The sequence below is a fragment of the Levilactobacillus tangyuanensis genome (genome assembly GCF_003946545.1).
In the GTDB taxonomy this organism is placed as follows: Bacteria; Bacillota; Bacilli; order Lactobacillales; family Lactobacillaceae; genus Levilactobacillus; species Levilactobacillus tangyuanensis.
Genome location: NZ_RHOA01000003.1, coordinates 26,166 through 52,208 on the forward strand (window position 1 = coordinate 26,166; position 26,043 = coordinate 52,208).

The window sequence follows — 26,043 nt, forward strand, 5'->3', positions numbered from 1 at the left end:
CTTGATTGGATGAGAATATTACACAGCATTTCCGGCCGGATGAAGGGCCATTTATTGATGCTGTCGGTGGTTGGATTCAACAGGTTCAAGATGAATATCGCCCCGTTCTTACCCATTTCTTGAATCCTCGTCAGATTTATATTGCAACCACGTTGGCTCATCGAGCCGACTTACATATTCGCTTTGATGGTGGACATGCTGGTGCCGAGATGCGGCGTGGATTATTTTACCCGGATTACTATGAACCGGAGGCTGCCGACTTTGAACTGGCGGCTCTAAAGGTGGATTATCCACTGAAGTTTGCTCGACTGCATCACAGTCAGGTTCTGGGAACCTTACTGGGTGCTGGCATTGAACGTGAAGTTTTAGGCGATATTTTGACCGATGGTGAAGGGTGGCAAGTGATCACCGAACAATCCATGGCGGATTACCTGGTGAGTCAGGTCGATCGGATCGGAAAGGTTAAATCCCGACTGAAGCCGATGGCCCTGGCGGACTTGGTCGTGCCCATGAATGAGTGGGAGAGTGAGAGTGCGACCCTAACGTCATTACGGTTAGACAATATTGTTGGGACCGGATTTCATTTGTCCCGGCACCGTTCCAAGGAGTTAATTGAGGCGGGCCGAGTACGAATCAACTGGGCCGAGACTCAGAAGCCAGATTACGACCTTGACGTGGCGGATATCGTTTCCGTCCGTGGGTTCGGTCGAATTCGGTTGGATGAAGTCGCAGGCAAAACCAAAAAAGATAAGATTCGGGTCACCTTAGCGGTGCTGAAGAAATAGATGCGGAGGTAACAGGGTTATGGTATTAAGTCCATTAGATATTCATAATAAAGAATTTGGAACTAAGATGCGGGGTTACAATGTTGACGAGGTCAATGATTTCTTGGATCAAGTCATCAAGGACTACCAAATTACGTTAAATAACAACAAGGATTTGGAAGAACAGCTCGATGCTGCCAACGAAAAGTTGAAGTATTTTAACGATCTGAAGGACTCCTTGAATCAATCAATCTTGGTTGCTCAAGAAGCCGCAGATAAGGTTAAGGCTAATTCCCAAAAGGAATCCGAAATCATCATTCGTGAAGCCCAAAAGCAAAGTTCCGACATCGTTTCCGAAGCCACGAACAAGGGCAATCAAATTATGGCAGAAGCTTCCAAGCGGGCTAAGAAGTTGGCCGTTGAAACCGACGACTTGAAGAAGAGTACGCGGGTCTTCCGTCAACGGCTCCAAGTGATGCTTGAAAGCCAGTTGGAAGTGGTTAAGTCTAACGATTGGGACAGCCTGTTGAAGGAAGGGTCCATGTCGAGCTACGAAGAAATCAAGAAGGTCGTTGGTGACCGGCTTGACAATGCGGCTGCTCAAGGCGTAGACTCTGATTCAGCGACAGCTGACGTCACAGACCAACCGGTTGCTGAAGCACCGGTTACGGATGCTGCCGACGACAATGGCGAAACGGTCGTTATCTTCCCAGACAACGATGATCCCCATTTCGACCACAATAACGATAAATAAAGCTAGAGAAACGCGCCCTTAAAAAGACGGTTCGAGCGAGTCAGCGACAGTGCAAGGCTGACACCGTAACTTTTTAATCTGGTATCATTCTCATGAGTTGATGACTGAACAAATTAAGTTGTCACGGTCTGCCCCGTTACGGCGTCCGAGGGAAGGTGTTGCGACACTTTCCGAATTTGGGTGGTACCACGAATGACTTCGTCCCTGCTGGGGCGGAGTCTTTTTGTTTGTTGTTAGACCGGAAGTCATCATGAAGCTGTAAATGGTCAGTCGAAAAGAATCAAGAACATAGATAGTTAAGCAGGTCCGGTTGACCGGTGAGCTGAGGCAAGTAACAACCTGAGCTCACCGGTTCACCAACCGATTAAAAATTCAAGGAGGACAAACAGTATGCGAGTAAAAGACACGTTGAACTTGGGTAAGACCAAATTCAAAATGCGCGGTAACTTGCCGGTTAAGGAAGTTGAACGGCAAAGTCTGTGGGCAGAAAACAAGCTTTATGAAGCCCGACAAAAATTAAATGAGGGGAAGCCAACCTTCATTCTGCACGATGGCCCTCCTTACGCCAATGGTCCTATCCACATGGGTCATGCGTTGAATAAGGTTTCTAAGGATATCATCGTTCGGTACAAGTCTATGAATGGCTTTCGGGCTCCTTATGTTCCCGGCTGGGATACGCATGGTTTGCCAATCGAACAACAATTGACCAAGGCTGGTTACGATCGAAAGAAGATGTCTACGGCTGATTTCCGTGATCTCTGTCGTGAATATGCGTTGAAACAGGTTGATTTACAACGCGAAGGCTTCAAGCGCCTGGGTGTTTCCGCCGAATGGGATAATCCATACTTAACGCTGAAGCCAGAGTTCGAGGCCGCCGAAGTTCGGGTGTTTGGTGAATTTGCCAAACGTGGCTTGATCTACAAGGGTAAGAAGCCTGTTTACTGGTCATGGTCATCCGAATCCGCAATGGCGGAAGCCGAAGTGGAATATCATGATGTGACGTCACCATCTGCTTTTTATGGTGAAAAAGTGGTCGACGGCAAGGGTGTCTTAGATGATGACACCTACATGGTCGTTTGGACGACGACCCCATGGACGATCCCTGCTTCAGAAGGAATCACGATCGATGCTGGGATTGAATATGCTGTTGTTCAACCAGCCGGCGAAGACCGTAAGTTCCTTCTGGCTAAGGAATTGGTTGACGAGAATGCTGAGCGGTTTGGCTGGGAAGACGTTAAAGTCTTGAAGACGGTCATGGGTCAAGATTTGGAAAACATTACGGCCCAACACCCATTCATTGCTGACCGTAAGCTACTGGTTATGCTTGGTGACTTTGTCACGACTGACTCAGGGACGGGTTTGGTGCATACCGCGCCAGGTCTTGGTGAAGATGACTTCAACGTTGGTGCACAATATCACTTACCAGTCATCGTACCAGTCAACGACCAAGGGTATATGACCGAGGAAGCTGGTCCCGACTTTGATGGTGTCTTCTATGAAGATGCTAACCAAATTGCTTTGGACAAGCTGAAGGATTCGAACGCCTTACTGAAGTACATGCCTTATGAACACAGTTATCCATTCGACTGGCGGACGAAGAAGCCCGTGATCTTCCGGGCGACACCACAATGGTTTGCCTCGGTTGATAAGATGCGGGACGAAATTTTAGATGCCTTACAGGATGTGAAGTTCCAACCAGATTGGGGCAAGCGTCGTTTGGAAAACATGATTAAGGACCGTGGCGACTGGGTTATCTCCCGTCAACGGGTCTGGGGCGTGCCGCTACCAATCTTCTATGGTGAAGATGGCGAGGCAATCATCACACCAGAAACGGTCAACCACGTGGCTGACTTATTTGGTCAGTATGGGTCCAACATTTGGTTCAAGCGTGAAGCTAAGGATCTATTACCAGAAGGCTTCACAAGTGAACACTCACCTCATGGTGAATTCACCAAGGAAGCCGACATCATGGACGTTTGGTTCGATTCCGGTTCCTCACATCAAGGTGTCTTGGCCGAACGGGATTACCTCGACTTCCCAGCCGATCTTTATCTTGAAGGTTCCGACCAATACCGTGGCTGGTTCAACTCTAGTTTGATTACGAGTGTTGCCGCTACTGGTAAGGCACCATACAAGCAAATCGTGTCCCAAGGGTTCACCTTGGACAAGGACGGCCACAAGATGTCCAAGTCACTCGGCAACACGATTGCGCCTTCAGAAATCATCGACAAGATGGGGGCCGACATCGTTCGTCTCTGGGTCGCTTCCGTGGACTCATCGGCCGACATCCGGGTTTCAACCGAGGCCTTCGTTAAGATTTCCGATAGCTATAAGAAACTCCGGAACACGATGCGTTATCTGTTGGCCAACACCAGTGACTTCGATCCTGAAAAGGACGCCGTCGACTTCGACCAATTGACAACGGTTGACCGTCACATGTTGTATCAGCTTAACGAGTTCACCAAGAGTGTGAAGGCCCATTACGACAACTTTGACTTCCTGAACATCTACAAGGAATTGATCAACTTTGTTGTGACGGATCTGTCTGCGTTCTACCTGGACTTCGCCAAGGATGTTTTGTACATCGAGGCCGAAAACAGTCCAGCTCGTCGGTCTATGCAAACGGTCTTCTATCAAATCGCCGTGTCATTGACGAAGCTGATTACGCCAATCTTGCCACATACTGCGGAAGAAATCTGGGGCTTCTTGAAGGAACCAGAAGACTTCGTTCAATTAGCAGAGATGCCAGTTGTATTGGACATGAGTGACAGTGTGGAAGTTGAAGACGATGACCACAAGTCCGCCTGGGATCACTTCATGACCTTACGGAGTCACGTTCTGAAGGCGCTGGAAGAAGCACGGGATGCTAAGCTCATTGGGAAGGCTGCCGAAGCTCACCTGGACCTGTATCTAGATGCTGAAACCAAGGACCTGCTGAACACCTTGAACGTTGATGTGCAACAAATCTTATTGGTTTCTGGCTTGGATGTGGCTGACTTAGACGCTGCACCAGCAGATGCCCTAAGCTTTGATCACCTAGCCGTTAAGGTAACGTCAGCGGCTGGTGAGGTTTGTGAACGCTGTCGTTTGACGAAGGAAGACGTGGGGAGCGATTCGGATTACCCTCACTTCTGTGCCCGCTGTGCCGCGATTGTTCGGGAAAATTATCCTGAAACGGCGACCGAAGGCTTTGAAGAAAAATAATGTAACCGACCCAAATTTTTGGGCGAGCGGTCAGGACATTGTCCTGGCCGCTTTTTTTCGATCACTGTCGGAAAAGAGTTGTGAGAACCATCGTTTGCGGTCGACCAGTCAAGCGAGTATAATTTGTGCTATGTATGGGAGGGAATACCATGTTAACCGGTAAAGTAAAAAGTTATAACGAACAACGGGGGTTTGGTTTCATCACCACCCCTGAAGATGGCGACATTTTTGTCTATTACACTGGCATCGTTGGTGAAGGCGAAGGTTTCCGTAAATTAGAGGCTGGTCAAACGGTCCAGTTCGTGATTGTCGAAGGCAAACGTGGCCCCCAAGCGGCAAAGGTAACACCAGTGGTTACTGGGTCGACCGAGGAGGTTTAACATGGACTTAGAAGAACACGTTGAATCAACCGAAGTCCTCTATGACGGCGTGATTGTCAAACTAGAACGCCAACAAGTCCGTTTACCAAATGGTGACCAAGCCGCCAGAGAAATTGTCCGTCATTCTGGCGCCGTGGGTGTCTTGGCATTGACGGCCGATAATAAAATGATTTTGGAACGACAATGGCGGGCACCGATCGCGGCCGCAACCTTGGAGATCCCAGCAGGAAAGTTGGACAGCCGGGATGCCGATGATGTGGAACACGCCGTGATTCGTGAATTAAACGAAGAGATTCGTTACCAACCCGGCCAATTAAAACGAATTACTGGTTTTTATTCTAGCGTCGGTTTTTCCGATGAATACATGACGCTATTTTTGGCGACGGATTTAACGCCCGTTACCACGAAGTTGCCCCGGGACCAAGGGGAAAATCTGGAGTTGTTAACCGTCACCAAGGATCAAGCACAAGCGATGATCGCGAGTGGTGAGATTAACGATGCCAAAACAATTACGGCCATCTATTACTGGCTATTACAGAAGTAGGTGAGCGCAATGCATTCAGATGATGAACGTGACAACGACCGGCCAAAGACCCGGGCCGACTATCGGCGTGAACAAGAACAAGCGGAGAAAGACTTTCAAGAACGGGACCGAAAGCGGGTTCAGGTTGAAAAGGAGTATGCGCGGACCCACGGCGGTTCGCTGCCGGCTGATGACTCAGGCGACAGCGATCAACGGGTAAAGCCCGTTGACAATAAGCAACAGCGCTTGGGCCGACGGTTGAACTGGGCCATTTTTTGGCTGGTACTATTAATTATTGTGGTCTACGCGATTTTATTTTTTGTGGACTAAGAGGAGTGGAAATTTAGCATGACATTTGGCATTATTTGCGCCATGGAAGAAGAAATCAAGGAACTCCGTGAAGCCCTTGACGACCCTAAAACGACAGATATTCACGGGATCATTTTTTATTCAGGTACCATCAACGACCAAGCAGTTGTGATGGTTCGCTCTGGGATTGGTAAAGTTGAGGCTGGCTTAACGACCGCCTTATTAATTACGCAATTCAACGTTGATCTGGTCATCAATTCCGGGTCTGCCGGGGCTTTAGCCGGCGGTCTCAAGATCGGGGATGTTGTGGTCTCTACGGAGACGGCGTATCACGATGCTGATGCCCGGGCCTTTGGCTACGAATATGGCCAATTACCCCAACAACCCGCTCGCTTCACGGCTTCCGAAAAATGGGGCAAAGCGATTGTGGCAGCGGCGAGTGAAACGGGTCTGACGACCAAGTTAGGCTTGATCGTTTCCGGTGACCAATTCCTTAATGGCCCAACCGCGGCCAAGACGATCCTTGAACACTTCCCAGATGCCTTATCTGGTGAAATGGAAGGGGCCGCCGTTGGTCAAGTTGCCCACCAATTTGACATCCCTTACGTCGTTGTTCGGGCCATGTCTGACAATGCCGATAACAATTCTGGCGTTGATTTTGATGACTTTATTATTGATGCGGGCCACCGTTCCGCACAGATGTTACTGGCCCTGCTAGCCGATCAGAACTAGCGGGCTCATTCAGGAGGTTTTAAAGGTGCAAGAGGTTCATGTAGATAACAATCAGACTGCCCAGGAGATCTACCTGGACAATGCTGCCACGACGCCCATGGCGCCCGAGGTTTTGGCCGAGATGACGGATAAGTTGGCCAATGTCTATGGCAACGCGTCAACCCTTTACGGTCTTGGCCGTCAGTCCCACACGCTCATGGAAAACAGTCGTCAGGTCATTGCCGACAGTATTCATGCCGACAGCGATGAGGAGATTATTTTCACGAGTGGTGGGAGTGAGAGCGATAACACGGCGATTACCCAAACGGCGCATACCCGCCAGGCGTTGGGGAAGCACATTATTACCACGGCAATCGAACATGAGGCCGTGCTACGGCCGCTTCATGCCCTCGAAGAAGATGGATTCCGCGTGACTTATCTGCCGGTTGACGAGTACGGTCGGATCAGCCTTGACGACTTCAAGGCAGCCCTCGATGACGAGACCATTTTGGTGACGATCATGATGGGCAATAATGAAGTCGGGAGTCGCATGCCGATCCATGAGATCGGTGAAATCTTGCAGGACCATCAAGCGTGGTTCCATACGGATGCCGTTCAGGCCTATGGATCGCTAGACATTGATGTTGACCGCGACCATATTGACATGTTGTCAACGTCCGCTCACAAGATCAATGGGCCCAAGATGATTGGGTTCCTGTATAAGCGCGAAGGGGTTAACTTCCCAAGCTTGATCAAGGGTGGCGACCAAGAAGAGAAGCGGCGTGCTGGGACCGAGAACGTGCCTGCTATTGCTGCTTTTGCGACTGCCGCTAAGATCTTAACGCCCGAGGCTAAGGCTGAGAAGCGCGAACGGTTCCATGGTTTCAAGAACCAGGTTGTGCAAGGCCTACGCGATAAAGGCGTGGACTTTGAGATTAACGGCTCTCTCGAAGGGGAGAACCTCGAGCACGTCCTGAATTTGTGGATCAAGGGTATTTCGACCTATGTCATGCAGACCAACCTGGACCTGGCGGGCATCGCCGTTTCCGGTGGCTCGGCTTGCACGGCCGGGTCAATTGAACCCTCACACGTGCTGACCGCCATGTTTGGTGCCGACAGTCCACGGATTGCCGAATCAATTCGGTTGTCCTTTGGCCGGCAGACGACGAGCGCCGAAATCTCGGCATTTGTCGACAATGTGGCCGCAATTGTGGCTAGACTTTCTCACAGCGAGGTGAAGTAGAATGTTATTTGGTAAAACCATGAAAATCGATGGTGACACGGATACTTATGAACTCCATCCCAACATTAAGTCCTATGCTTTGAAGGATGTCGGGTTTCAAATCTCGAATGCCGGCAACTACGTGTTGGCACGTTCCGTGGACCCAACGTCACCCTATAATAAGAATCAGATGTTACGCGTGACGGTTGCCAAGGACCTGAGTGGCTTCAAGATGGCCACGACGAACGCCTCCGGTAATAGCCGTGTCAACATCTTCAAGGGGACGCATGCTGAAGGTAATGTGGAACAATATCACTTTATTCTCCAGAACCTAATCGATCGCGAAATCTTACAAATTAAAGACTAATTGCTTAAGCCCGGGATTAATTTCTGGGCTTTTTGTTTGCTCGTGGGGAGGGAACACCAGGCTTGCAAAACACCGGTATAATGGGTAAAATTAACCATACTGGATTTATGCGACCTTCAAATCGTAGATTCTCCAGAATCTGATAGAAATGATGGTGATACCATGCAGGACAACAGTAAGATTCGGGTTGTCGTTGGTATGAGTGGTGGTGTCGATTCCTCCGTCGTGGCCTTGCGGTTAAAGCAACAGGGTTACGATGTGGTCGGCGTCTTCATGAAGAACTGGGACGATACGGACGAGAATGGTGTCTGTACCGCTACCGAGGATTACAAGGACGTTGCGAAAGTTGCAGCGAAGATTGGGATTCCTTATTACTCAGTCAACTTCGAAAAGGAATACTGGGATCGTGTGTTTACCTACTTCTTGGATGAATACAAGAAGGGGCGGACGCCGAACCCTGACGTTATTTGCAACAAGGAAATCAAGTTCAAGGCCTTTCTCGACTACGCTATCGAGTTAGGTGCTGACTACATTGCAACGGGTCACTATGCACAATTGACTCGCGATGAAGATGGTCATGCTCACTTGATGCGTGCCGTTGACCAGAACAAGGACCAAACCTACTTCTTGAGTCAATTATCAACGGAACAATTAGACCGGGTAATGTTCCCAATTGGTGACTTGGTTAAGCCACAGGTTCGGGAAATTGCTAAGGAAGCAGGCCTGGCAACCGCTGAGAAGAAGGATTCCATGGGGATCTGCTTCATCGGTGAAAAGGGGCACTTCAAGGACTTCCTGAACCATTACTTACCTGCCAAGGCTGGTAAGATGATGACCGTTGATGGCGAAGTGAAGGGCCAGCACGCAGGCCTGATGTATTACACCATTGGCCAACGTAAGGGCCTCGGTATTGGTGGTGACGGTATTGATAACGAGCCTTGGTTTGTTATCGGTAAGGACTTGGAGAAGAACGTGCTCTACGTCGGCAAGGGTTACCATAACCCACACCTGTATGCCACCCATCTGTCCGCTTCTGACATTCACTGGGTGAACACGATTGACCGCGGTTCCGATTTCCATTGCACGGCGAAGTTCCGTTACCGGCAAAAGGATACGGGCGTGACCGTTCACTTGAGTGAGGATGGCCAACAGGTCACGGTGGAATTTGATGACCCTGCTCGGGCAATTACGCCGGGCCAAGCCGTTGTCTTCTACAGTGGTGACGAGTGCCTTGGGAGCGCCATTATCGACGCTGCCTACAACAGGGAACGCGAATTACAATTAATTTAACTTAAACGGGTCCGGGGACGATGAACGTCGTTGCCGGGCTTTTTTTGACCGAGAATTCTTTGAAATCCGGGGTAAAACTGGCATAATAGACTGTATGTATGACGCGGAAAGGAAGCTGTTTTAAATTGAAATTATACTTTGTGCGTCACGGCAAGACGCAGTGGAACCTAGAAGGTCGTTTTCAGGGGGCTGGCGGCGATTCACCATTGCTCGATGAGAGTTATCGGCAAATGGTCCAAGTGGGGCAGTTCCTACGTGCAGTGCCGTTTCAACACGTCTACTCGAGTCCGATTAAGCGGGCGCGAGTGACGGCGGAACATATTCTAACAGAACTCGACCAAACGATTCCCTTAACCCTGATGAGTCGGCTCGAAGAATTTCATCTGGGAAAATTAGAGGGAATGCGCTTTGATGATGTTCAAGCCCAGTTTTCGGCGGAACTCGATGGGTTTCGCAATCATCCCGACCAGTACAGCACGGACCGAATCGGTGGGGAAACCTTTGATGAGGTGATTCAGCGCATGACCCCCGCAATTGACGCGATCGTGGCGGCTAATCCCGATCCTAAAGATAATGTGTTAGTGGTCAGTCATGGGGCAGCACTAAATGCGGAGGTCAATGCCTTGCTAGGCACGCCGCTGCCCGACCTGCGGCACCGCGGTGGCCTGCGAAACACGAGTGTGACCATTTTAGAAACGGCACCGGGGAAGCCCTATCAGCTCATTGACTGGAATGATACCAGCTTTCTGACAGAAGCCGCAGATCCCACGGATACGATATAGGAGACGTTATGACAGATAAAAATAACAATGGTCGTGAACAAGATAAACAACGCTCTGAACAATTGGTTCACGAACTCGTTCAGAAAATTACGTTAGAACCAGGCAATAGTGAAGCCTATTATGAATTGGCAACGGTCCTTGTCGATCTCAATTCCTACGCACAAGCAGAGGAATTGCTGATGAAGGCGCTGGGACTCTTTCAGGCCCAGCCAAAAGTGGTTGAGCGGTTGCACTATGGACTGGGCAATGTGTACTATGCCGCCCAGGACTATGGTAAGGCCATTGCCGAGTTTGATCAGTTGAGCCAGGACTTAAAGGCCGCCGGCTACCTGATGGTTGCCCAGAGCTATATGGGTAGCGGTGACCATAAGCGGGCATTGGCATTTGCGCTGACCGCTTTAGCCAATCAACCAGAAGATCCAGCGACCCTGCAAGTGGTTGCTGGTAATCTATTGGCAGTGGGAAATATGGCCCAAGCAGCAACGTATTACGACCAGCTATTACAGTTACAACCCACTAACGGCGCCGCTAACTTTGACCGGGGCCTCGTCGCGATGGTTCAAGGCGAAGCGTATAACCACTATTTCACGTTAGCCAAGCAACAAGATCCAAGTTATTTTGAAAAAGGACAGAAACGTCTCGCCGATATTGAAAAATTTGTGCAGACGCAACGACATCCGGATAAAGAATAGGAGGGACAGTTTATGGCAACCGAATCACTCAATCTATTTGCGGGCGACGACGGCCACCAAGCGGATTACGTGGTGGGTTCCGTCAGTGCGGTTTTCTTTGCTAGCAATGATAGCTTTTATAAAGTGATGTTAGTCAAGGTTGCTGAGACCAGTCTCGATTGGCATGAGGATGAAATCGTGGTTACCGGGAACTTCGCGGATATAAAGGATGACGTGCAGTACCGCTTTACCGGTAAGCGCGTTGAGCACCCTAAGTATGGGGTGCAGTTCCAGGCTGATAATTATCAAAATGAAACCCCGACCTCTAAGGAGGGGTTGATTGCCTACCTCAGTGGGGATGATTTTCCTGGCTTAGGCAAGAAGACGGCTACCAAGATTGTGACTGCTCTGGGGGCCGAGGCTATCGATAAAATTTTGGCCGACAGTTCGGTTTTAGCCCCACTTCATTTATCGAGCAAATTGTCGACAATGTTGGTTAGCCAGCTGCAGACTAATAATGGGATGGAACAGATCATCATTGGGCTCAATGGTTATGGCTTTGGGAGTAGTTTGGCGGCAGAGATTTACGCCCGTTACGAAGAGAAAACGCTAGACGTCATTCATGAGAATCCGTACCAGTTGGCGGAAGATATTCGCGGGGTGAGCTTCAAACGAGCCGATCAGATTGCCACCCAACTGGGGTACGCGGCCGATCGGCCGGAACGATTACAGGCCGGGCTACTACAAACGCTGACGGATTTATCGGCGGCCAATGGGGATACCTATACAACGGCCAAGCCTCTGCTAGGTCAAACCCTCGCGCTGTTAGAAAACTCCCGGAATGTTGCCCTTGATCCCCAGATTTTGGCGGACCAACTGTTAACGCTGGCCAAACAACAGAAGGTGGTCGGTGACGACCAGCGGATTTACCTAAAGGGCCTATACGATGCCGAATGGCAGATTGCCGAGCACCTACAACGGCTGTTAAAGGCCCCAGATGAGCCGCTGAGCTTCTCCGATAAGGCCTTGACTAAGCAGTTACGGGTCGTTGAGAAACAATTAGAAATCGATTATGATGACTCACAGATGGCGGCACTCAAGGCGGCCATTCAGGCGAGGGTGATGTTACTCACCGGGGGGCCCGGTACCGGGAAAACGACAATTATCCGTGGTCTGGTGAACCTTTACGCTAAGGTTCACGATGTGTCGTTGGATATTAATTCATACAAGGATCAACCGTTTCCAATCTTGTTGGCGGCACCGACAGGTCGGGCGGCCAAGCGGATGAGTGAGACAACCAATCTTCCAGCCAGTACGATTCATCGATTGCTCGGCCTAACCGGGCGGGAGACCGATCTGGATGCGGCGGCGACCAATGATTTGGAAGGTGGGTTACTCATTGTCGATGAGGTTTCCATGGTCGATGTATATCTGATGAAGACCTTGCTCCGAGCCGTTCCGGTTGGGATGCAAGTGATCTTTGTGGGGGATAAAGATCAACTCCCATCGGTGGGACCTGGACAGGTCTTCCATGACTTGCTGGCCAGCGATCAGTTACCGAAGATTCAACTCGAAACGATCTATCGTCAAGGGGATGGGTCATCGATTATTCCGTTGGCCCACGCCATTAAGGCGGGGACCCTGCCAGCCGACTTCACGAAGAATCAACCGGACCGGTCGTTCTTCGCCTGTCATGCTGGTCAGGTGGCGACGGTCATCCAACAGGTGGTGCAGAAGGCCCACGCCAAGGGCTTCTCGGCCAGTGACATTCAGGTGCTGGCACCCATGTATCGGGGAGCCGCCGGGATCGACCGGTTAAATGAGATGTTGCAGGACATTCTGAATCCCCATGAAAATGACCGGCAAAAGCAAGTAGAGTTTCGAAATCAAAAATTTCGGATTGGCGACAAGGTGCTGCACCTCGTTAACAGCCCAGAAAATAATGTCTTTAACGGTGACATCGGGGTCATTACCGGGATTGATCTGGCTAGTGACAAGCACAACGATGTGAAGACGGACCAATTAACCATCGCCTTTGAACAGACTGAGGTCACTTATTCTCGTCAAGATTGGATTCGATTAACCCTGGCCTATTGTATGTCGATTCATAAGTCGCAGGGGTCCGAATTTAAGCTGGTCATCCTGCCCATGGTTAGTCAATTTCAACGCATGCTTCAGCGTAACCTGCTCTATACCGCGGTGACGCGGGCGGCAGACATGTTGATTCTGGTTGGAGAACCGCAGGCCTTTGAGACCTGTGTGACCAATCTGTCCGTCAACCGGCGTACCACGCTCACCGGGCGGATTCAGAAGGTTCTGGCACCGGACGAACCGGCCAAAGAGGTGCCGGTTCCGGCAGCTCCCGCGACTGATACCGGTGACGCGATGGCAACGCCATCGGAAACTGAGCCTGTGACGCAGGACCCAGAACCGGTATCCGAGCCACATGATTATCGGTTGACGACGGCGTTGGTTTTGGCGGGGGCAATTGACCCCATGATTGGGATGCAGGGCGTCACGCCGGAACAATTTAGTCATTCGTCCTAATTTGGTCGCGTGAGCGTTGCGTTTCGTAGCAAAGATTGCGATAATAAAGACAGAAAAATATTAACGATTGTGGATAGTCCACTGGGAGGCTGTTATGGAAAACGTCGAAGCTGGCAATATGAAAGTTTTTGCTCTGAATTCTAATCGACCGTTGGCAGAAAAAATTGCTAAGGCTGCTGGGGTTGAATTGGGTAAAGCGACGATTAATCACTTTAGCGACGGTGAAATTCAAATTAGTATTGATGAAAGCATTCGGGGCGACGAACTCTTCTTGATTCAATCAGTCTCGGATCCGGTCAACACCAATCTGATGGAATTATTGATCATGGTGGATGCAGCACGCCGAGCTAGTGCTGCGAAGATTAACGTGGTGATTCCTTACTACGGTTACTCACGGGCTGACCGTAAAGCCCGGGCCCGTGAACCCATTACGGCCAAGTTGATTGCCTCATTGATGCAAATGGACGGGGTCGATCGGGTGATCGCTTTAGACCTGCATGCCGCCCAACTTCAAGGATTCTTTGACATTCCCGTGGACCATTTACAAAGTGACCAGCTGTTGATCAGCTACTTTGAAAAGAATCCTAACTTGGCGAATGAAGACATCGTTGTCGTCGCACCCGATCATGCGGGTGTCAGTCGGGCCCGTCGCCTGGCCGAGTTACTGCGGGCACCTATCGCCATTGTGGACAACCGAAGCGATACTGAAAATGTCGCGCAACCGGAAGCCGTGATTGGGGATGTTCGGGGCAAGCATGCCATCCTCGTTGATGACATTATTGATACCGCGATTCGGATCACCGTTTCGGCGGACGCCCTGAAGAATGCCGGGGCAGCGGATGTCTATGCCTGTGCCACGCATGCCGTTCTCTCTGGTGATGCCACGCAACGGATTAACGACTCCGTGTTGAAGAAGGTCGTGATTACGGACTCGATTCAGTTGCCCGAAGATAAACAATCCGATAAATTCGTGATTGAATCCGTGGGTGAACTGTTTGGCAATGCCATCGACCTGATTTACCATGACCAACCAGTCGATAAGCTGTTTGGACGAGTTCCTCACCGTCAAGGACAATAAGAGTGACTGAGAGCTGACCTGGAAAGGTTGGCTCTTTTTTATTGGGTTGACAAGTCACCCCAAAGTTTTCAGGATAGATTTCCTGAAAATAGGATGTGGGTCGATGTTATCTTTGAAATTAAGAAACGAAAATAAATCTAATTTGGTCTTTTAAAGAAAACACGATTGAAATTATTCATGAAAGATGGTATACCTAGAGTAGACTCAATGAAAGCGAATACATAGCATGCATGAAATGGAAGTTGGAGGCCGACATTATGCAATTTGAAGACTTACTAACAGAACAGCGCAATCATCGGTCAATGCACATTGACCGTGAATCAACGCTTGAGATGGTCGCGACCATTAATCGTGAGGACCACCGCGTTGCCCGGGCGGTTCAGAAACAGTTACCCCAGATAGCTGCGGCGATTGATGCCGCGTTCCCACTGTTTGATGAGGGCGGGCGCTTGATTTATGTCGGGGCCGGGACTTCCGGTCGACTGGGGGTCATCGATGCGACGGAGCTACAACCAACCTATGGTTTAACTTCGGACCAAACCTTTGGCTTAATTGCCGGGGGGCAATCCGCGTTAACCGAAACGGTTCAATCCGCCGAAGACTCGGTTGAGTTGGCCCACGAGGATATGACTGCCGTTCATTTGACGGATAAGGATATTGTTGTGGCAAGTGCTGCTTCTGGGCAAACGCCGTATACGTTGGCGGCCTTAAGATTTGCGCAGGAGCAAGGGGCCATCGGCGTTGGCTTCTCTTGTATCGAGGGCAGTCCGTTAGCCGAATTGGCGGACTATCCAATAACGCCCGTAGTGGGGCCCGAAATTATTACGGGGGCCACGTTGCTAAAGGCTGGTACTGCCGAAAAGATGGTCCTGAACATGTTGTCAACCGGGATCATGATCAAGTCAGGGAAGGTTTACCAGAACCTGATGATTAATGTGGTGCCAACGAACGGTAAGACCTTTGAACGGGCCAAGAAGATTATCGCCGAGGCGACTCAGACCTCGACCTTGGCAGCAGAACGAGCACTCGACCGGGCGGGCAACAATGTCCCATTAGCGATCGTGTTGATTGAGACGAAGGGCACCATTGCTGAGGCTAAGGAGCTCTTAGCGGCCACCAATGGTCACGTTTCACAAGCGGTTAAGCTGAGTGACTCTCGGCATTAGCCAGCGGATAACTTGACTGGTCCACACCAATTTCTTATACTTACCTGTAGGCATAAGAGAAAGGGATGTGGCGTCATGTATCTTGCAAATGAACATCGATATGATAAAATGCCGGTACGGCGGGCGGGTAACACCGGCTTCCAGCTACCGGCTATTTCTTTTGGAATGTGGCATAGTTTTGGCGAACAGGCCAACTATGCCGATGCGCGCGACGTCATTTTGGCGGCGTTTGACGCAGGCATTTTTAGTTTTGACCTGGCGGCTAACTACGGTCCAGGGTCCTACGCAGCAGAAAGTTTATTTGGACAGGTCTATGCCCATGAATTGAAGCCCTATCGTGACGAGCTGGTGATTAGTAGTAAGGCCGGTTATCACATGTGGCCAGGGCCTTATGGGCAGATGAGCTCGAGAAAGACCTTGATGGCATCGTTGGACCGTTCCCTGCAAGCCATGGGGTTAGATTACGTCGACATCTTTTATAGTCATCGGTTTGATCCGGATACAAATCCGGAAGAAACGGCGGTGGCATTAAACGACTTGGTTCGCCAAGGGAAGACCCTTTACGTGGGGATCTCGAATTACACGGCAGAGCAATCCTTGGCCATGATCAAAATTTTTAAGGAATTGCACACGCCGTTTGTGGTTGACCAGGTCTCGTATAACCTATTGAATCAGTCCGCGGCCGATGACGGTTTATTTGACCGTTTACGGGAAAATAACGCCGGGGTTGTGGCCTATGGTCCGCTGGCCGAAGGCTTACTGACGGATAAGTATCTGGATGGTCTTCCTGAAGATGTTAATATTCATTGGTCAAACCAATCCTTGCTCGATGGTCAGGATGGTCGGCAACGAATGGTTGCTAAGCTCCAGGCGCTGAATGAGGTTGCCAAGAGTCGGGGGCAAAAGCTGGCCGACATGGCTTTGGCCTGGTTACTTCACGATCCCGTGGTCACGAGTGTGATTACCGGGGCTTCACGCCCAGAACACCTGAAGGAAAATATTCAGGCGGTGCAACAACTAGATTTTGATGACGAACAATTGGCAAAAATCGACAAAATCCTAAAGGCGTAAGCCGTTTGGCGGCCTGTCGCAGGTGTCGTTCTGCGGGAGGCCTTTTTATTTTGTCGAAAATCCCGGTTGCAAATCTCTATGATGGGGTATAATAGTGAATAGGAATAAATGACTGTGGAGGGTACTATGACACGCAAAGTAACGATTCGAGATCTCGCAGAAGCAGCAGGCGTTTCGGTGACAACAGTTTCACAGATCTTAAATGGTAAGGGTGAACGCTTTAGTCTGGATACGCGGCGACGGGTTCATCAATTGCAAGAAGAGATGGGCTACGTGCCGGACTTCAATGCGCGGAACCTGATTATGAAATCCGCCCAGACCATCGGCGTGCTGGTGCCTAATCTGGGGAACCCTTTCTTTAGTATGTTTATTCGCGGTGTTCAAGAGACGAGTCGGGAACGCCATTTTATTCCGCTGATCTTTGGCGCCAATCATGATGAAGAGCTCGAGGGATACTATCTCCAGGAGTTGATTAAGCGGGCAGTGGATGGCTTAATCATTGCCAGTGCATCGATTACTGGGGAAGCCATCGACAACATTTTAAAAAAGAATGGGATTCCTTATCTGTTGATCGACCAAAATGGTGGTCCTAGTCTGGACCGAATTCACGTGGATGATGAACAGGGGGGTCAATTAGCGGCGAACCACCTGTTGTACCTGGGTCACCGCAAACTGGCGGTTGTTATGCCCGACAAACCTACACAAAACCTGGTTATCCGGTTGAATGGATTCAAGGAAAAACTGGCTGCGTCAGGCGTCGATTTGCCGGATGAGGCCATCATTCATTCACCAATGACCAAGTTGGGGGGCTACCAGGCCACCGATGCGGTCTTGAATCAACATCCTACCGCTGTTTTTGCCATCAATGATGAAACCGCGCTCGGATTGATTCGGGGACTTCACGAGAAGGGCCTTAATGTGCCGAATGACATTTCCGTCCTGGGCTATGATGACATTGACCTGGATGAATACGTGGTTCCTAAGCTAAGTAGTATCCACCAACCGATGGTGACGATGGGCCAACAGGCCACCGAGATGCTGATCAACCGAATTCAGGATCAGCATCAGGCGGCACAGAGCTTGGCATTGCCGGTAACCCTGCGTCAACGGGAGAGTACGAGTCCAATTAAAAAAGTTTAGATGGGGCTTGTAAGCCTTTTCGAAAAATGATACGCTAGAGCAATGAAAAACGGTTGCCTCGGTGTGTCAATACAAGGTAAAACGTTTTACGAATAACCAAAAACCGGTTAAGGAGTGAAGGTTAATCATGTCAAACAAAGTAACGGTGCTGGGTAGTTTAAACGTGGACACGACATTACGCGTGGCGCGGATGCCACAACCTGGTGAAACGCTGTCAACTGAAAATAAAACCAGTGCTGCAGGGGGTAAAGGGGCAAACCAAGCTGTTGCCGCTGCCCGTTCCGGTGCTGACACTAGCTTTATTGGTAAGGTCGGGAATGATGATGCCGGCCGGTTCATGGTCGAATCATTAAAGAATGACCAAATCGATACCAGTGCGATCATTACGGACCCCGTTGTTGGGACTGGCTCTGCCTTCATTCTCTTAGATGAAGCCGGTCAGAACAGTATCTTGGTCTATGGCGGATCTAACCAGCAGTTAGAGGCTGATGAGGTCACTGCTCGTGAGGATGAAATTGCCAAGGCAGATATCCTGATTGCCCAATTCGAAACGCCACAGGCGGCCACTCTGGCAGCCTTTACGGTGGCTAAGCAACACAATGTCATCACGATCTTGAATCCAGCACCAGCTGCCGAAATGGATCCGGCAATCCTGAAGGTCACGGACTTAGTGGTTCCTAATGAGACGGAAAGTGCTGAACTGACCGGGATTGAAGTGACCGATGAGGCCTCGATGGATGCTAATGCCAAGAAGTTCAAGGAACTCGGCGTTAAGAACCTGATTATCACGGTTGGGAGTAAAGGGGCGTACTACGCCACCGAAAAACAATCTGGCTTTGTTCCAGCGTTTAAGGTTAAGGCTGTGGATACGACGGCGGCTGGCGATACCTTCATTGGTGCGCTAAGCTCCCAATTAAAGGCAGACTTCAGCAACATCGTTGAAGCGTTAACCTTTGCTCAGCGGGCCAGCTCATTGACGGTACAGGGGTTGGGTGCCATGCCATCAATTCCAACGTACGATCAGATCAAAGCGGCTAGCGAAAAATAATTTTCAGAAAGCTTCTTCAAAAAAAACAATCTTTTCGAATTTTTTCGGAAAAGATTGCTTTTTTTTTGCTTATTTTGACAACCGGTTGCAACTCAACAAAATCGGTATATTAGACGTACGGCAGCTGTTCTAACAAACAATCGCCGCCGTTAAAGCAATCTATTGAGGGGTTGCAAAAAATAAAAGCAATTGGTATAGTTAGAAAAGTCGATGAGTGATGTCGATTCTACCGGTAAAATGAACACAAATAAACCATCAACCATAAACGGTGGCCGACAAAGGTCTGGCCAAAATAAGCGAGGTTAATTGAGATGTTGAATGAAGAAGTAGTACGTGATCAAACGAGTTTCGATGCAGTTGATACCAAGGCAGTGAACGCCGTCCGAATGTTAAGTATGGACATGATCTCGCGAGCAAAGTCAGGTCACCCGGGATTACCTTTAGGGGCTTCACCAATGGCTTACGTTTTGTTCTCACGGCACCTGCGGGTTGACCCATCTTTCCCACAATGGTTCAACCGCGATCGTTTCGTCTTATCGGCGGGCCATGGATCTTCCATGCTCTACAGTTTGTTGCATCTTAGTGGCTTTGCCTTGAGTCGTGATGACCTGATGAACTTCCGCCAATTAGGTAGCAAGACCCCCGGTCATCCGGAATATGGCGTGACGCCTGGTGTCGATGCCACCACTGGTCCATTGGGCCAAGGGGTTGGGATGGCCGTCGGGATGGCCATGGCAGAAATGCATTTGTCTGCGCAATACAATCGACCAAACTTTAACGTGGTTGACCATTATACCTATGCTATCTGTGGTGACGGGGACCTCATGGAAGGGGTTGCCGCAGAATCCGCTAGCCTGGCTGGTCAATTGAAACTCAACAAGTTAATCGTGCTCTATGATTCAAATGACGTTTCTTTGGATGGTCCATTGACCAATGCTTGTCATGATGATGTTGCGAAGCGCTTTGAGAGTTATGGCTGGAATTACCTTCGGGTTGCCGATGGGAATGATTTAACCGAAATTGATGAGGCCATCTGCACGGCCAAAAACAATCAAACCGGCCCAACCTTAATCGAGGTTAAGACGGTCATCGGTGCAGGGAGTCCTAATGCAGGGACGAACAAGGTCCATGGGGCACCTTTAAACGAGGACGACCTGGCTGCCACGCGTGACTATTATGACTGGGATAACGATCCCTTCACGGTTCCTGAAGCGGTTACCGACCGGTTCATGTCGACGATTAAGGCCCGTGGGTGGGCTGGTCATCAGGAATGGTCGAACTTGATTGCTCACTATTCCAATGAAGAGCCAGAATTATCGGCTCAATTTGCTCAAGGTATTAGTCAAACGTTGCCAGTTAATGTGGATGATGACTTACCAACATACTACAAGAAGGATGCCTTGGCTTCTCGTGCGAGTGGCCATGAAATTCTGCAACGGATGAGTGAGGATTGCCCAAACCTTTGGGGTGGTTCAGCCGATCTGTTCAGCTCCAATAAGACGGCAATTGCCGATGATGACCGGTTTAGTTCAGAGAATCCAACTGGCCGTAACCTTTGGTTTGGTGTTCGGGAATTTGCCGAGGCGGCTGCCATGAACGGGATCGCCTTACATGGTGGGACCCGGGTTTACGGATCAACCTTCTTCGTCTTCTCTGATTACATGAAGCCAGCTATTCGTCTGGCGGCCCTGCAACAATTGCCAGTGATTTATGTTTTCACTCATGACTCTTTAGCCGTTGGGGAAGACGGACCAACCCATGAACCTGTGGAACAACTGGCCGCATTACGGGCCATCCCAGGCCTGACGGTTTACCGTCCAGCCGATGGCAATGAAACGGCGGCTGTTTGGCAAGAAGCCTTACACGCGACCGATCATCCGACGGCGATCGTGTTGACACGTCAAGGGTTACCAACCCTGCCAAAACCAGCGGCCCAAGTTCACACCGGTGTGCATCGCGGTGGCTATGTGGTGGCCGATGCCCAAGATGAGGCTGAAGGTATTCTGATGGCCTCCGGTTCCGAAGTCCAACTGGCTTTGGATGCACAGGCTCGACTCCTTGAATTGGGCCATGACGTTCGGGTGGTTTCGGTCCCAAGCTTCGAGAAGTTTAACGCCCAATCGGCCGAATATCGCGATGCTGTCTTGCCAGCGAAGCTCCGGCGACGCGTGGCCATCGAAATGGCTAGCGGTCTGGGCTGGTGTCAATATGTTGGACTCGACGGGGCAATGATTACCCAAGAACAATTTGGTGCGAGTGGTAATGGCGGTAAAGTTGTGGCCATGGCCGGTTTCACACCAGAGAATGTTGTCCAATCCTACCTTCAATTAAAATAATGATAAGCAGAACAGGGATTGGGGCCAGCGGGTCTCAATCCCTGTTTTTCCTTCCAGAACGGCAAACTTGCCGTAGAATCTAGTAAGTTTGTTCATTTATTGGTATATTGAAGGTAAACGTAAATTGGAGGCGGTTTTAGTGGATATTCGGCGAGTTAAGGTAGCAACGGCCCTCGTTTGGGCACAACCGAAGACGGTAACTAAGAATGACCAGACATTTCTGAAGACCGGGGACTTAGACCAGTGGTTAGTGGACCTAAGTGCTGCGGATCGGGAACAATTAGCCGATGAGGACTTGGTCGTTACAGAAGCATTATTCAACGACCAAGTCGTTTTGGACCGGATTGAAGGCCAGTGGGCTCACGTCTTTGTTCGGCGGCAGGCCAACCGAATGGAGCGCAGAGGCTATCCGGGCTGGTTACCACTTAGTCAATTAACTGATAGTGATGAGGAATTGGATTACCCGACAACGACTGTTCGGTTAGTTCAGGTCTCAACACCGTTATTAGATCAGGATCGACAGCCGGTCATGAACTTACCACTGGGGGCCTTGTTAACGACGACTGGTCAAACGCCAGAGTGGTTACAGGTGGTCACGCCCCTGGGTAAGGGCTGGGTGACGGCCTCCGCCGCCAAGTTGAGCGCCACGGGTGCCGACCGGGGGGACCTGTTACTCACAATTGGCAAGAAATTCATTGATACCCCATACCTCTGGGGTGGGTTGACGCCCCAAGGCTTCGACTGCTCAGGATTGGTTTATGCCTTACACCGTGCCGTGGGCGTCTGGATTCCGCGGGACGCGCAGGATCAATTTGCTAATGGCTACCCGGTGGCCCCTGAACAATTATCGGCTGGCGATTTGGTCTTCTTTGCCGAAAAACACGGCACAGGTACGGTGCATCACATTGGCATGTACGCCGGTGACGGTCAAATGCTGCATGCCCCAAAGCCGGGTGAAAATGTGCAATTAACACCAATGGCGACACCTAAATATGCAGCTGAATACGTTGGTGCACGGCGGTTCTGGTAACCCGATTATTGAAGAATTCTCTAAGGTCAATGGGTGAATGAGTTGACCAAACCTAGAGATGCTATAATCTTTGTGGGGGAAAGAACTTGTGTGAAAGAAGAGGAAAATTCATGAAAATTAAACAGATTGTCTTAGGACTCGCTGCAGCAATGATGGTTGTCGGGGTCGGCAGCACGCTGACTCGGGCGGCTGCGGACACGACTGATTCCACGAATAGTAGTGCCACGACGGATAGTGACTCCGCTTCAAGCGGCAGTACCGTTCAGACGAAAGCCCTGTCCAAGGCCTATGTGGTCTACGGTGCTGGCCTGGCCAGTGAAGATAAGGACAAGGTGGCTTCGGCGCTGGGCGTTAAGTCCAACTACACCACCTTATCCGCAACAGGTAGTGATTACGCCAAATACTTGAACTCTGCCGGGACATCGGATGCTAGCATGATTAGTTCCGTTGCCTTGGCGCCGGCTGATCCCGGTACTGGCGTTAAGGTTAACATCGCTGACTACGATGGGAACAATAACATCACAGAAGTTACTTCTCAGCAATATGCGATGGTTGCGACGATGGCCGGGGTTAAGGACGTCATCATTACCGTGACTGCCGATAAGTCAGTGTCAGGGGAATCAGCTCTGACGGGTGTTTACAAGGCCTTGGCTACGGACGGCTTAACGCTGAACTCGGAAAACACCCAGGCTGCCAATAGCGTCTTGGATGCCACCCAACCAGCTATCGATTCCAACAACAATGACAAGAAATATCCTGGTAAGTTGATGTCTGCCGTTGGGTCGGTTTCGTCCGACCTGGCTAAGCAACGTCAAAACGGGGATGACTTAGCCACGAAGGCGGACATCGAAGCGATGTTGCAAAAGGCCTTGGCTAAGCAAGGTATTGACGACAAGACCAATTCAACACAGGTGACAAACATCGCGGTTGCCCTGAGCAAGGTTCAACAGGCGCCGGTCTCGACATCAAAGACGTATATCAGTAATGTCACGAATGTTGCCAATAATCTGGCCAACAGTGTCGGAAACAAGATGGCTAGTCTAAAGGATTTCGCCAATAGTGCCGATGCCAAGCAAGCCGAGAACTTTATCGTGCGAATCTGGAACAGCATTACAAGCTTCTTCCAGGGATTATTTAGCGGGACCAACTAGTTAAGACAATGAAATAACAAAGGGCGGCTAAAAAAGCCGCCTTTTTTTGTGATCTTTTTTAAATTTCACAAGTGAGCCGGTAAACTGGTCACTTGTAGGATACAGAAAGCGAAGTCAATAATCACTTGTAAGATACATATATCAGTCAAATCAACGTTTTCAAAAAATGGCGGTATCACACAATTTTTGTGAAATGGATAGAAACAGAACAAATGTTTTCAAGTGAATAAGGGCGCTAAGACTAGTGAGGGCGGTCGGTCTGGGTAAGGGCTTTCATTTTTGGACCGAACAGGTAGAACAAGTGTTCAATGGCCGAAATCCGTTAATAATTACTTAATATTTCACAAGAAACTGGGAAAACGTGTGTTAGTATTAATTTGTAATTCGTATTTACTATAAACCAACGGAGCGATGGCTGGAGGTCATCAATGTTTCCGAACGTTTTAGCTAAAAAATTTCTGTCATAAAAGGACGTGTTGGTGAAGATGAGTAAAGCACAACGAACAACCAAAGCAGTCGTTGGCGTCGTCGGTGCCATTGGAGCTTTTGCCGCCGGTGCAACAATCACGGCAAACGCTGATAGTATCCAAGTTAAACAAGGCGACACAGTTTGGGACCTTTCACAAAAATTAGGGGTTTCCGTTCAGGATTTAGAACAACAGAATTCGATTGATGCCAAGACTGACTTAATCTTTGTCGGGCAAAAGCTCCAGGTTAAGTCGTCAAAGGCCACACAGAGTTACACCGTTAAGTCTGGTGACACGCTTTGGGACCTGGCACAAACCTATCATTTAACGGTGGCACAACTGCAAAAGGCTAACGACTTGAGTGGCGATATGCTGAGCGTTGGTCAAACGCTGGTGATTCCACAGGCTGGGTCGACCGCTACTAAGACAACGACCAGCAGCAGTAACCCTTCAACGACCACCACGACTAGTGCCAACCAGCAAGCGACTAATAAGGCCAATGCTGTTCAAGCACAAATCGTGGCGGCCCAACAGGCGGCTGCCAGCAAGCAAAAGGCTAACCAAGCCAAGGCTTCCACAAGCACATCGACCAGCAGTACGAGCCAATCAAGTACCACCAGCTCAAGCAGTTCAGTGGTTGGTAAGCAAAATCACGAGAATGCCAATGTGACGAGTTCACGGTCTTCATTGACGCGTTCGGCAACGCCGGCCGCATCAAGTTCAGCACCAGCTGCTTCTGCACCAGCCAGCTCAGCACCATCGAGTTCGGTGTCTGCTAACTCGACAACGACGAGTTCAAGTACGGTCAGTCGGACCGTGTCTAGCTCGTCAGCACCGCGCTCATCAGCGTCATCAACGGTTACTAAGACGACCAGAGCCGTTGCACCATCGACGACCTCGAGCGTTTCTTCAAGCGCAAGCAGTCAGGCGGCTACACCAGCAACTGGCTCACAAAACGCTACGGCGACGACCAGCACAAACAGTACGAGCCAAACGACTACGCCAGCCGCTAAGCCAGCACAGAAGGCGACCAAGACGACTTCTACGGCTAATGTGACGACCAACGCCTCGTCAACGAGTAAGACGAACACCGCTGGTTTGACCAGTGGTTCCGTCACCAGCCTGGCTTTGAAGTTAGCTTCTGCCAAGATCCCATACGTTTGGGGTGGGTCCTCTCTTAGTGGGATGGACTGCTCAGGGTTGGTAGCCTATGTTTACCAACACGCCATGGGTGTCAGCCTGCCACATAGTACCGTTGCACAAGAAGCTCGCGTAACCACGCACTCCGTTGGTTCAGCCAAGCCAGGGGATATTCTCTTCTGGGGAAGCAAGGGGTCGAGCTATCACGATGCCATCTACTTAGGTAATAATCAGTATGTTGCTGCACCAGCACCTGGACAAAATGTCAGTGTTGCTTCGATCAGTAAGTACTTTATGCCTTCATTTGCCGGGACACTTAAGTAGGAAGATGACTAAGCCGCTCAATAGATTATCGGTTTAGAGCTTAATGAGATTTAAAACCAGCACCCACTTTTTAGCGGTGCTGGTTTTTTATTGTCTTGAGGTTGGTCGCTCCCTAAACCATTAAAAGGTCATGAGAAATTCACAATATTTGAAAATGGAAGCGTTTTATTTGAAAGTGGGTATTGAAAATAGCTGGCCGGGGTGATAACGTAGTCTCATTAGTTGCGGTTGCCTTAAGAAGCTTAAATTTGAGCAAAGTAGAGCTGATTCGAGTCGCGCTGGTAAAACGTCTTAGCCGACTTGAAAACCGCAGCATAATAGCCGAAGGAGTTGTTAATGTTGAGTAATCGAACTGAGATTTTAGAAGAATACCGTCAAGCCAATGCACAACTTGCTACCCTGAAACAGGAAGAATCTGCGAGCGTCCAGTCAAGTTCTGCCACCGTGACGATTGAACCACGCTTCGGCAACGAGATGAATGCGTTGTCCAGTAAGTGCGCCCAGCTAGACATGATTCTCGAGGCTATGGAAGCTTCAGAAGATTAACTAAATTAAACCTAAAATAAGG

23 protein-coding genes are annotated in these 26,043 nt (G+C 49.8%); all 23 read left to right on the forward strand.

What is annotated here, in order from left to right; translation table 11 throughout:
• Nucleotides 1–5: 5 nt before the first annotated feature.
• The 23 genes from EKM96_RS03360 to EKM96_RS03470 all read left to right on the forward strand — a co-directional run bounded on the left by EKM96_RS03360 (nucleotide 6) and on the right by EKM96_RS03470 (nucleotide 26,021).
• Entirely contained in the window at nucleotides 6–785 is a 780-nt protein-coding gene (locus EKM96_RS03360; protein WP_125639730.1) for a YlmH family RNA-binding protein, read from the forward strand.
• 19 nt (nucleotides 786–804) lie between these two features.
• Nucleotides 805–1,518, forward strand: coding sequence for a DivIVA domain-containing protein (locus tag EKM96_RS03365; protein ID WP_125639733.1), 714 nt, complete (start codon nucleotides 805–807; stop codon nucleotides 1,516–1,518).
• Between the two features lie 390 nt (nucleotides 1,519–1,908).
• Nucleotides 1,909–4,722 carry an isoleucine--tRNA ligase gene (ileS, locus tag EKM96_RS03370; RefSeq protein WP_125639736.1) on the forward strand — a complete coding sequence of 938 codons (2,814 nt, stop codon included), beginning with the start codon at nucleotides 1,909–1,911 and terminating at the stop codon, nucleotides 4,720–4,722.
• Nucleotides 4,723–4,871: 149 nt separating this feature from the next.
• Nucleotides 4,872–5,102: a cold-shock protein gene (locus tag EKM96_RS03375; protein WP_061775882.1), complete on the forward strand. Its 231-nt coding sequence runs from the start codon at nucleotides 4,872–4,874 to the stop codon at nucleotides 5,100–5,102.
• 1 nt (nucleotide 5,103) lies between these two features.
• On the forward strand, nucleotides 5,104–5,646 hold the full coding sequence (locus EKM96_RS03380; RefSeq protein ID WP_125639738.1) for an NUDIX hydrolase: 543 nt from the start codon (nucleotides 5,104–5,106) through the stop codon (nucleotides 5,644–5,646).
• A 9-nt stretch (nucleotides 5,647–5,655) separates the two neighbouring features.
• The gene (locus tag EKM96_RS03385; protein ID WP_125639741.1) at nucleotides 5,656–5,955 is read left to right on the forward strand and encodes a hypothetical protein; all 300 of its coding nucleotides are present in this window, start codon (nucleotides 5,656–5,658) and stop codon (nucleotides 5,953–5,955) included.
• A gap of 18 nt (nucleotides 5,956–5,973) precedes the next feature.
• The gene (locus EKM96_RS03390) at nucleotides 5,974–6,666 is read left to right on the forward strand and encodes a 5'-methylthioadenosine/adenosylhomocysteine nucleosidase (RefSeq protein ID WP_125639744.1); all 693 of its coding nucleotides are present in this window, start codon (nucleotides 5,974–5,976) and stop codon (nucleotides 6,664–6,666) included.
• A 97-nt stretch (nucleotides 6,667–6,763) separates the two neighbouring features.
• The gene (locus EKM96_RS03395) at nucleotides 6,764–7,888 is read left to right on the forward strand and encodes a cysteine desulfurase family protein (RefSeq protein WP_382336239.1); all 1,125 of its coding nucleotides are present in this window, start codon (nucleotides 6,764–6,766) and stop codon (nucleotides 7,886–7,888) included.
• 1 nt (nucleotide 7,889) lies between these two features.
• Nucleotides 7,890–8,234 carry a DUF1831 domain-containing protein gene (locus EKM96_RS03400; protein WP_125639750.1) on the forward strand — a complete coding sequence of 115 codons (345 nt, stop codon included), beginning with the start codon at nucleotides 7,890–7,892 and terminating at the stop codon, nucleotides 8,232–8,234.
• A 162-nt stretch (nucleotides 8,235–8,396) separates the two neighbouring features.
• Entirely contained in the window at nucleotides 8,397–9,524 is a 1,128-nt protein-coding gene (gene mnmA, locus EKM96_RS03405) for a tRNA 2-thiouridine(34) synthase MnmA (protein ID WP_125639753.1), read from the forward strand.
• 98 nt (nucleotides 9,525–9,622) lie between these two features.
• Nucleotides 9,623–10,306 carry a histidine phosphatase family protein gene (locus EKM96_RS03410; RefSeq protein ID WP_125639756.1) on the forward strand — a complete coding sequence of 228 codons (684 nt, stop codon included), beginning with the start codon at nucleotides 9,623–9,625 and terminating at the stop codon, nucleotides 10,304–10,306.
• Nucleotides 10,307–10,314: 8 nt separating this feature from the next.
• The gene (locus EKM96_RS03415; protein ID WP_125639759.1) at nucleotides 10,315–10,998 is read left to right on the forward strand and encodes a tetratricopeptide repeat protein; all 684 of its coding nucleotides are present in this window, start codon (nucleotides 10,315–10,317) and stop codon (nucleotides 10,996–10,998) included.
• Between the two features lie 12 nt (nucleotides 10,999–11,010).
• Nucleotides 11,011–13,524: an SF1B family DNA helicase RecD2 gene (gene recD2 / locus EKM96_RS03420; protein WP_125639762.1), complete on the forward strand. Its 2,514-nt coding sequence runs from the start codon at nucleotides 11,011–11,013 to the stop codon at nucleotides 13,522–13,524.
• A 94-nt stretch (nucleotides 13,525–13,618) separates the two neighbouring features.
• Nucleotides 13,619–14,602, forward strand: coding sequence for a ribose-phosphate diphosphokinase (locus EKM96_RS03425; protein ID WP_125639765.1), 984 nt, complete (start codon nucleotides 13,619–13,621; stop codon nucleotides 14,600–14,602).
• Nucleotides 14,603–14,859: 257 nt separating this feature from the next.
• Complete coding sequence (murQ, locus tag EKM96_RS03430; protein ID WP_125639768.1) at nucleotides 14,860–15,768, forward strand: N-acetylmuramic acid 6-phosphate etherase; 909 nt, start codon at nucleotides 14,860–14,862, stop codon at nucleotides 15,766–15,768.
• 75 nt (nucleotides 15,769–15,843) lie between these two features.
• Nucleotides 15,844–16,839, forward strand: a complete 996-nt coding sequence (locus tag EKM96_RS03435; RefSeq protein ID WP_125639771.1) for an aldo/keto reductase — start codon at nucleotides 15,844–15,846, stop codon at nucleotides 16,837–16,839.
• Nucleotides 16,840–16,965: 126 nt separating this feature from the next.
• Nucleotides 16,966–17,979 carry a ribose utilization transcriptional repressor RbsR gene (gene rbsR / locus EKM96_RS03440; RefSeq protein WP_125639774.1) on the forward strand — a complete coding sequence of 338 codons (1,014 nt, stop codon included), beginning with the start codon at nucleotides 16,966–16,968 and terminating at the stop codon, nucleotides 17,977–17,979.
• A 127-nt stretch (nucleotides 17,980–18,106) separates the two neighbouring features.
• Nucleotides 18,107–19,027: a ribokinase gene (rbsK, locus tag EKM96_RS03445; protein WP_125639778.1), complete on the forward strand. Its 921-nt coding sequence runs from the start codon at nucleotides 18,107–18,109 to the stop codon at nucleotides 19,025–19,027.
• Between the two features lie 311 nt (nucleotides 19,028–19,338).
• Nucleotides 19,339–21,363, forward strand: coding sequence for a transketolase (tkt, locus tag EKM96_RS03450; RefSeq protein WP_125639781.1), 2,025 nt, complete (start codon nucleotides 19,339–19,341; stop codon nucleotides 21,361–21,363).
• Nucleotides 21,364–21,502: 139 nt separating this feature from the next.
• Nucleotides 21,503–22,393 carry a C40 family peptidase gene (locus EKM96_RS03455; protein ID WP_125639784.1) on the forward strand — a complete coding sequence of 297 codons (891 nt, stop codon included), beginning with the start codon at nucleotides 21,503–21,505 and terminating at the stop codon, nucleotides 22,391–22,393.
• A gap of 110 nt (nucleotides 22,394–22,503) precedes the next feature.
• Entirely contained in the window at nucleotides 22,504–23,544 is a 1,041-nt protein-coding gene (locus EKM96_RS03460) for a DUF1002 domain-containing protein (protein WP_125639787.1), read from the forward strand.
• Between the two features lie 485 nt (nucleotides 23,545–24,029).
• A complete protein-coding gene (locus EKM96_RS03465; protein WP_125639790.1) occupies nucleotides 24,030–25,475 on the forward strand; it encodes a LysM peptidoglycan-binding domain-containing protein in 1,446 nt (481 codons plus the stop codon).
• Nucleotides 25,476–25,814: 339 nt separating this feature from the next.
• Nucleotides 25,815–26,021, forward strand: coding sequence for a hypothetical protein (locus EKM96_RS03470; protein WP_125639793.1), 207 nt, complete (start codon nucleotides 25,815–25,817; stop codon nucleotides 26,019–26,021).
• The last annotated feature ends 22 nt before the right edge of the window (nucleotides 26,022–26,043 follow it).

Bases quoted from the DNA above. Each gene is read 5' to 3' on its own strand.
- EKM96_RS03365 (WP_125639733.1), top strand. From the start codon at position 805: ATGGTATTAAGTCCATTAGATATTCATAATAAAGAATTTGGAACTAAG.
- ileS (WP_125639736.1), top strand. From the start codon at position 1,909: ATGCGAGTAAAAGACACGTTGAACTTGGGTAAGACCAAATTCAAAATG.
- EKM96_RS03375 (WP_061775882.1), top strand. From the start codon at position 4,872: ATGTTAACCGGTAAAGTAAAAAGTTATAACGAACAACGGGGGTTTGGT.
- EKM96_RS03380 (WP_125639738.1), top strand. From the start codon at position 5,104: ATGGACTTAGAAGAACACGTTGAATCAACCGAAGTCCTCTATGACGGC.
- EKM96_RS03385 (WP_125639741.1), top strand. From the start codon at position 5,656: ATGCATTCAGATGATGAACGTGACAACGACCGGCCAAAGACCCGGGCC.
- EKM96_RS03390 (WP_125639744.1), top strand. From the start codon at position 5,974: ATGACATTTGGCATTATTTGCGCCATGGAAGAAGAAATCAAGGAACTC.
- EKM96_RS03395 (WP_382336239.1), top strand. From the start codon at position 6,764: ATGGCGCCCGAGGTTTTGGCCGAGATGACGGATAAGTTGGCCAATGTC.
- EKM96_RS03400 (WP_125639750.1), top strand. From the start codon at position 7,890: ATGTTATTTGGTAAAACCATGAAAATCGATGGTGACACGGATACTTAT.
- mnmA (WP_125639753.1), top strand. From the start codon at position 8,397: ATGCAGGACAACAGTAAGATTCGGGTTGTCGTTGGTATGAGTGGTGGT.
- EKM96_RS03410 (WP_125639756.1), top strand. From the start codon at position 9,623: ATGACGCGGAAAGGAAGCTGTTTTAAATTGAAATTATACTTTGTGCGT.
- EKM96_RS03415 (WP_125639759.1), top strand. From the start codon at position 10,315: ATGACAGATAAAAATAACAATGGTCGTGAACAAGATAAACAACGCTCT.
- recD2 (WP_125639762.1), top strand. From the start codon at position 11,011: ATGGCAACCGAATCACTCAATCTATTTGCGGGCGACGACGGCCACCAA.
- EKM96_RS03425 (WP_125639765.1), top strand. From the start codon at position 13,619: ATGGAAAACGTCGAAGCTGGCAATATGAAAGTTTTTGCTCTGAATTCT.
- murQ (WP_125639768.1), top strand. From the start codon at position 14,860: ATGCAATTTGAAGACTTACTAACAGAACAGCGCAATCATCGGTCAATG.
- EKM96_RS03435 (WP_125639771.1), top strand. From the start codon at position 15,844: ATGTATCTTGCAAATGAACATCGATATGATAAAATGCCGGTACGGCGG.
- rbsR (WP_125639774.1), top strand. From the start codon at position 16,966: ATGACACGCAAAGTAACGATTCGAGATCTCGCAGAAGCAGCAGGCGTT.
- rbsK (WP_125639778.1), top strand. From the start codon at position 18,107: ATGTCAAACAAAGTAACGGTGCTGGGTAGTTTAAACGTGGACACGACA.
- tkt (WP_125639781.1), top strand. From the start codon at position 19,339: ATGTTGAATGAAGAAGTAGTACGTGATCAAACGAGTTTCGATGCAGTT.
- EKM96_RS03460 (WP_125639787.1), top strand. From the start codon at position 22,504: ATGAAAATTAAACAGATTGTCTTAGGACTCGCTGCAGCAATGATGGTT.
- EKM96_RS03465 (WP_125639790.1), top strand. From the start codon at position 24,030: ATGAGTAAAGCACAACGAACAACCAAAGCAGTCGTTGGCGTCGTCGGT.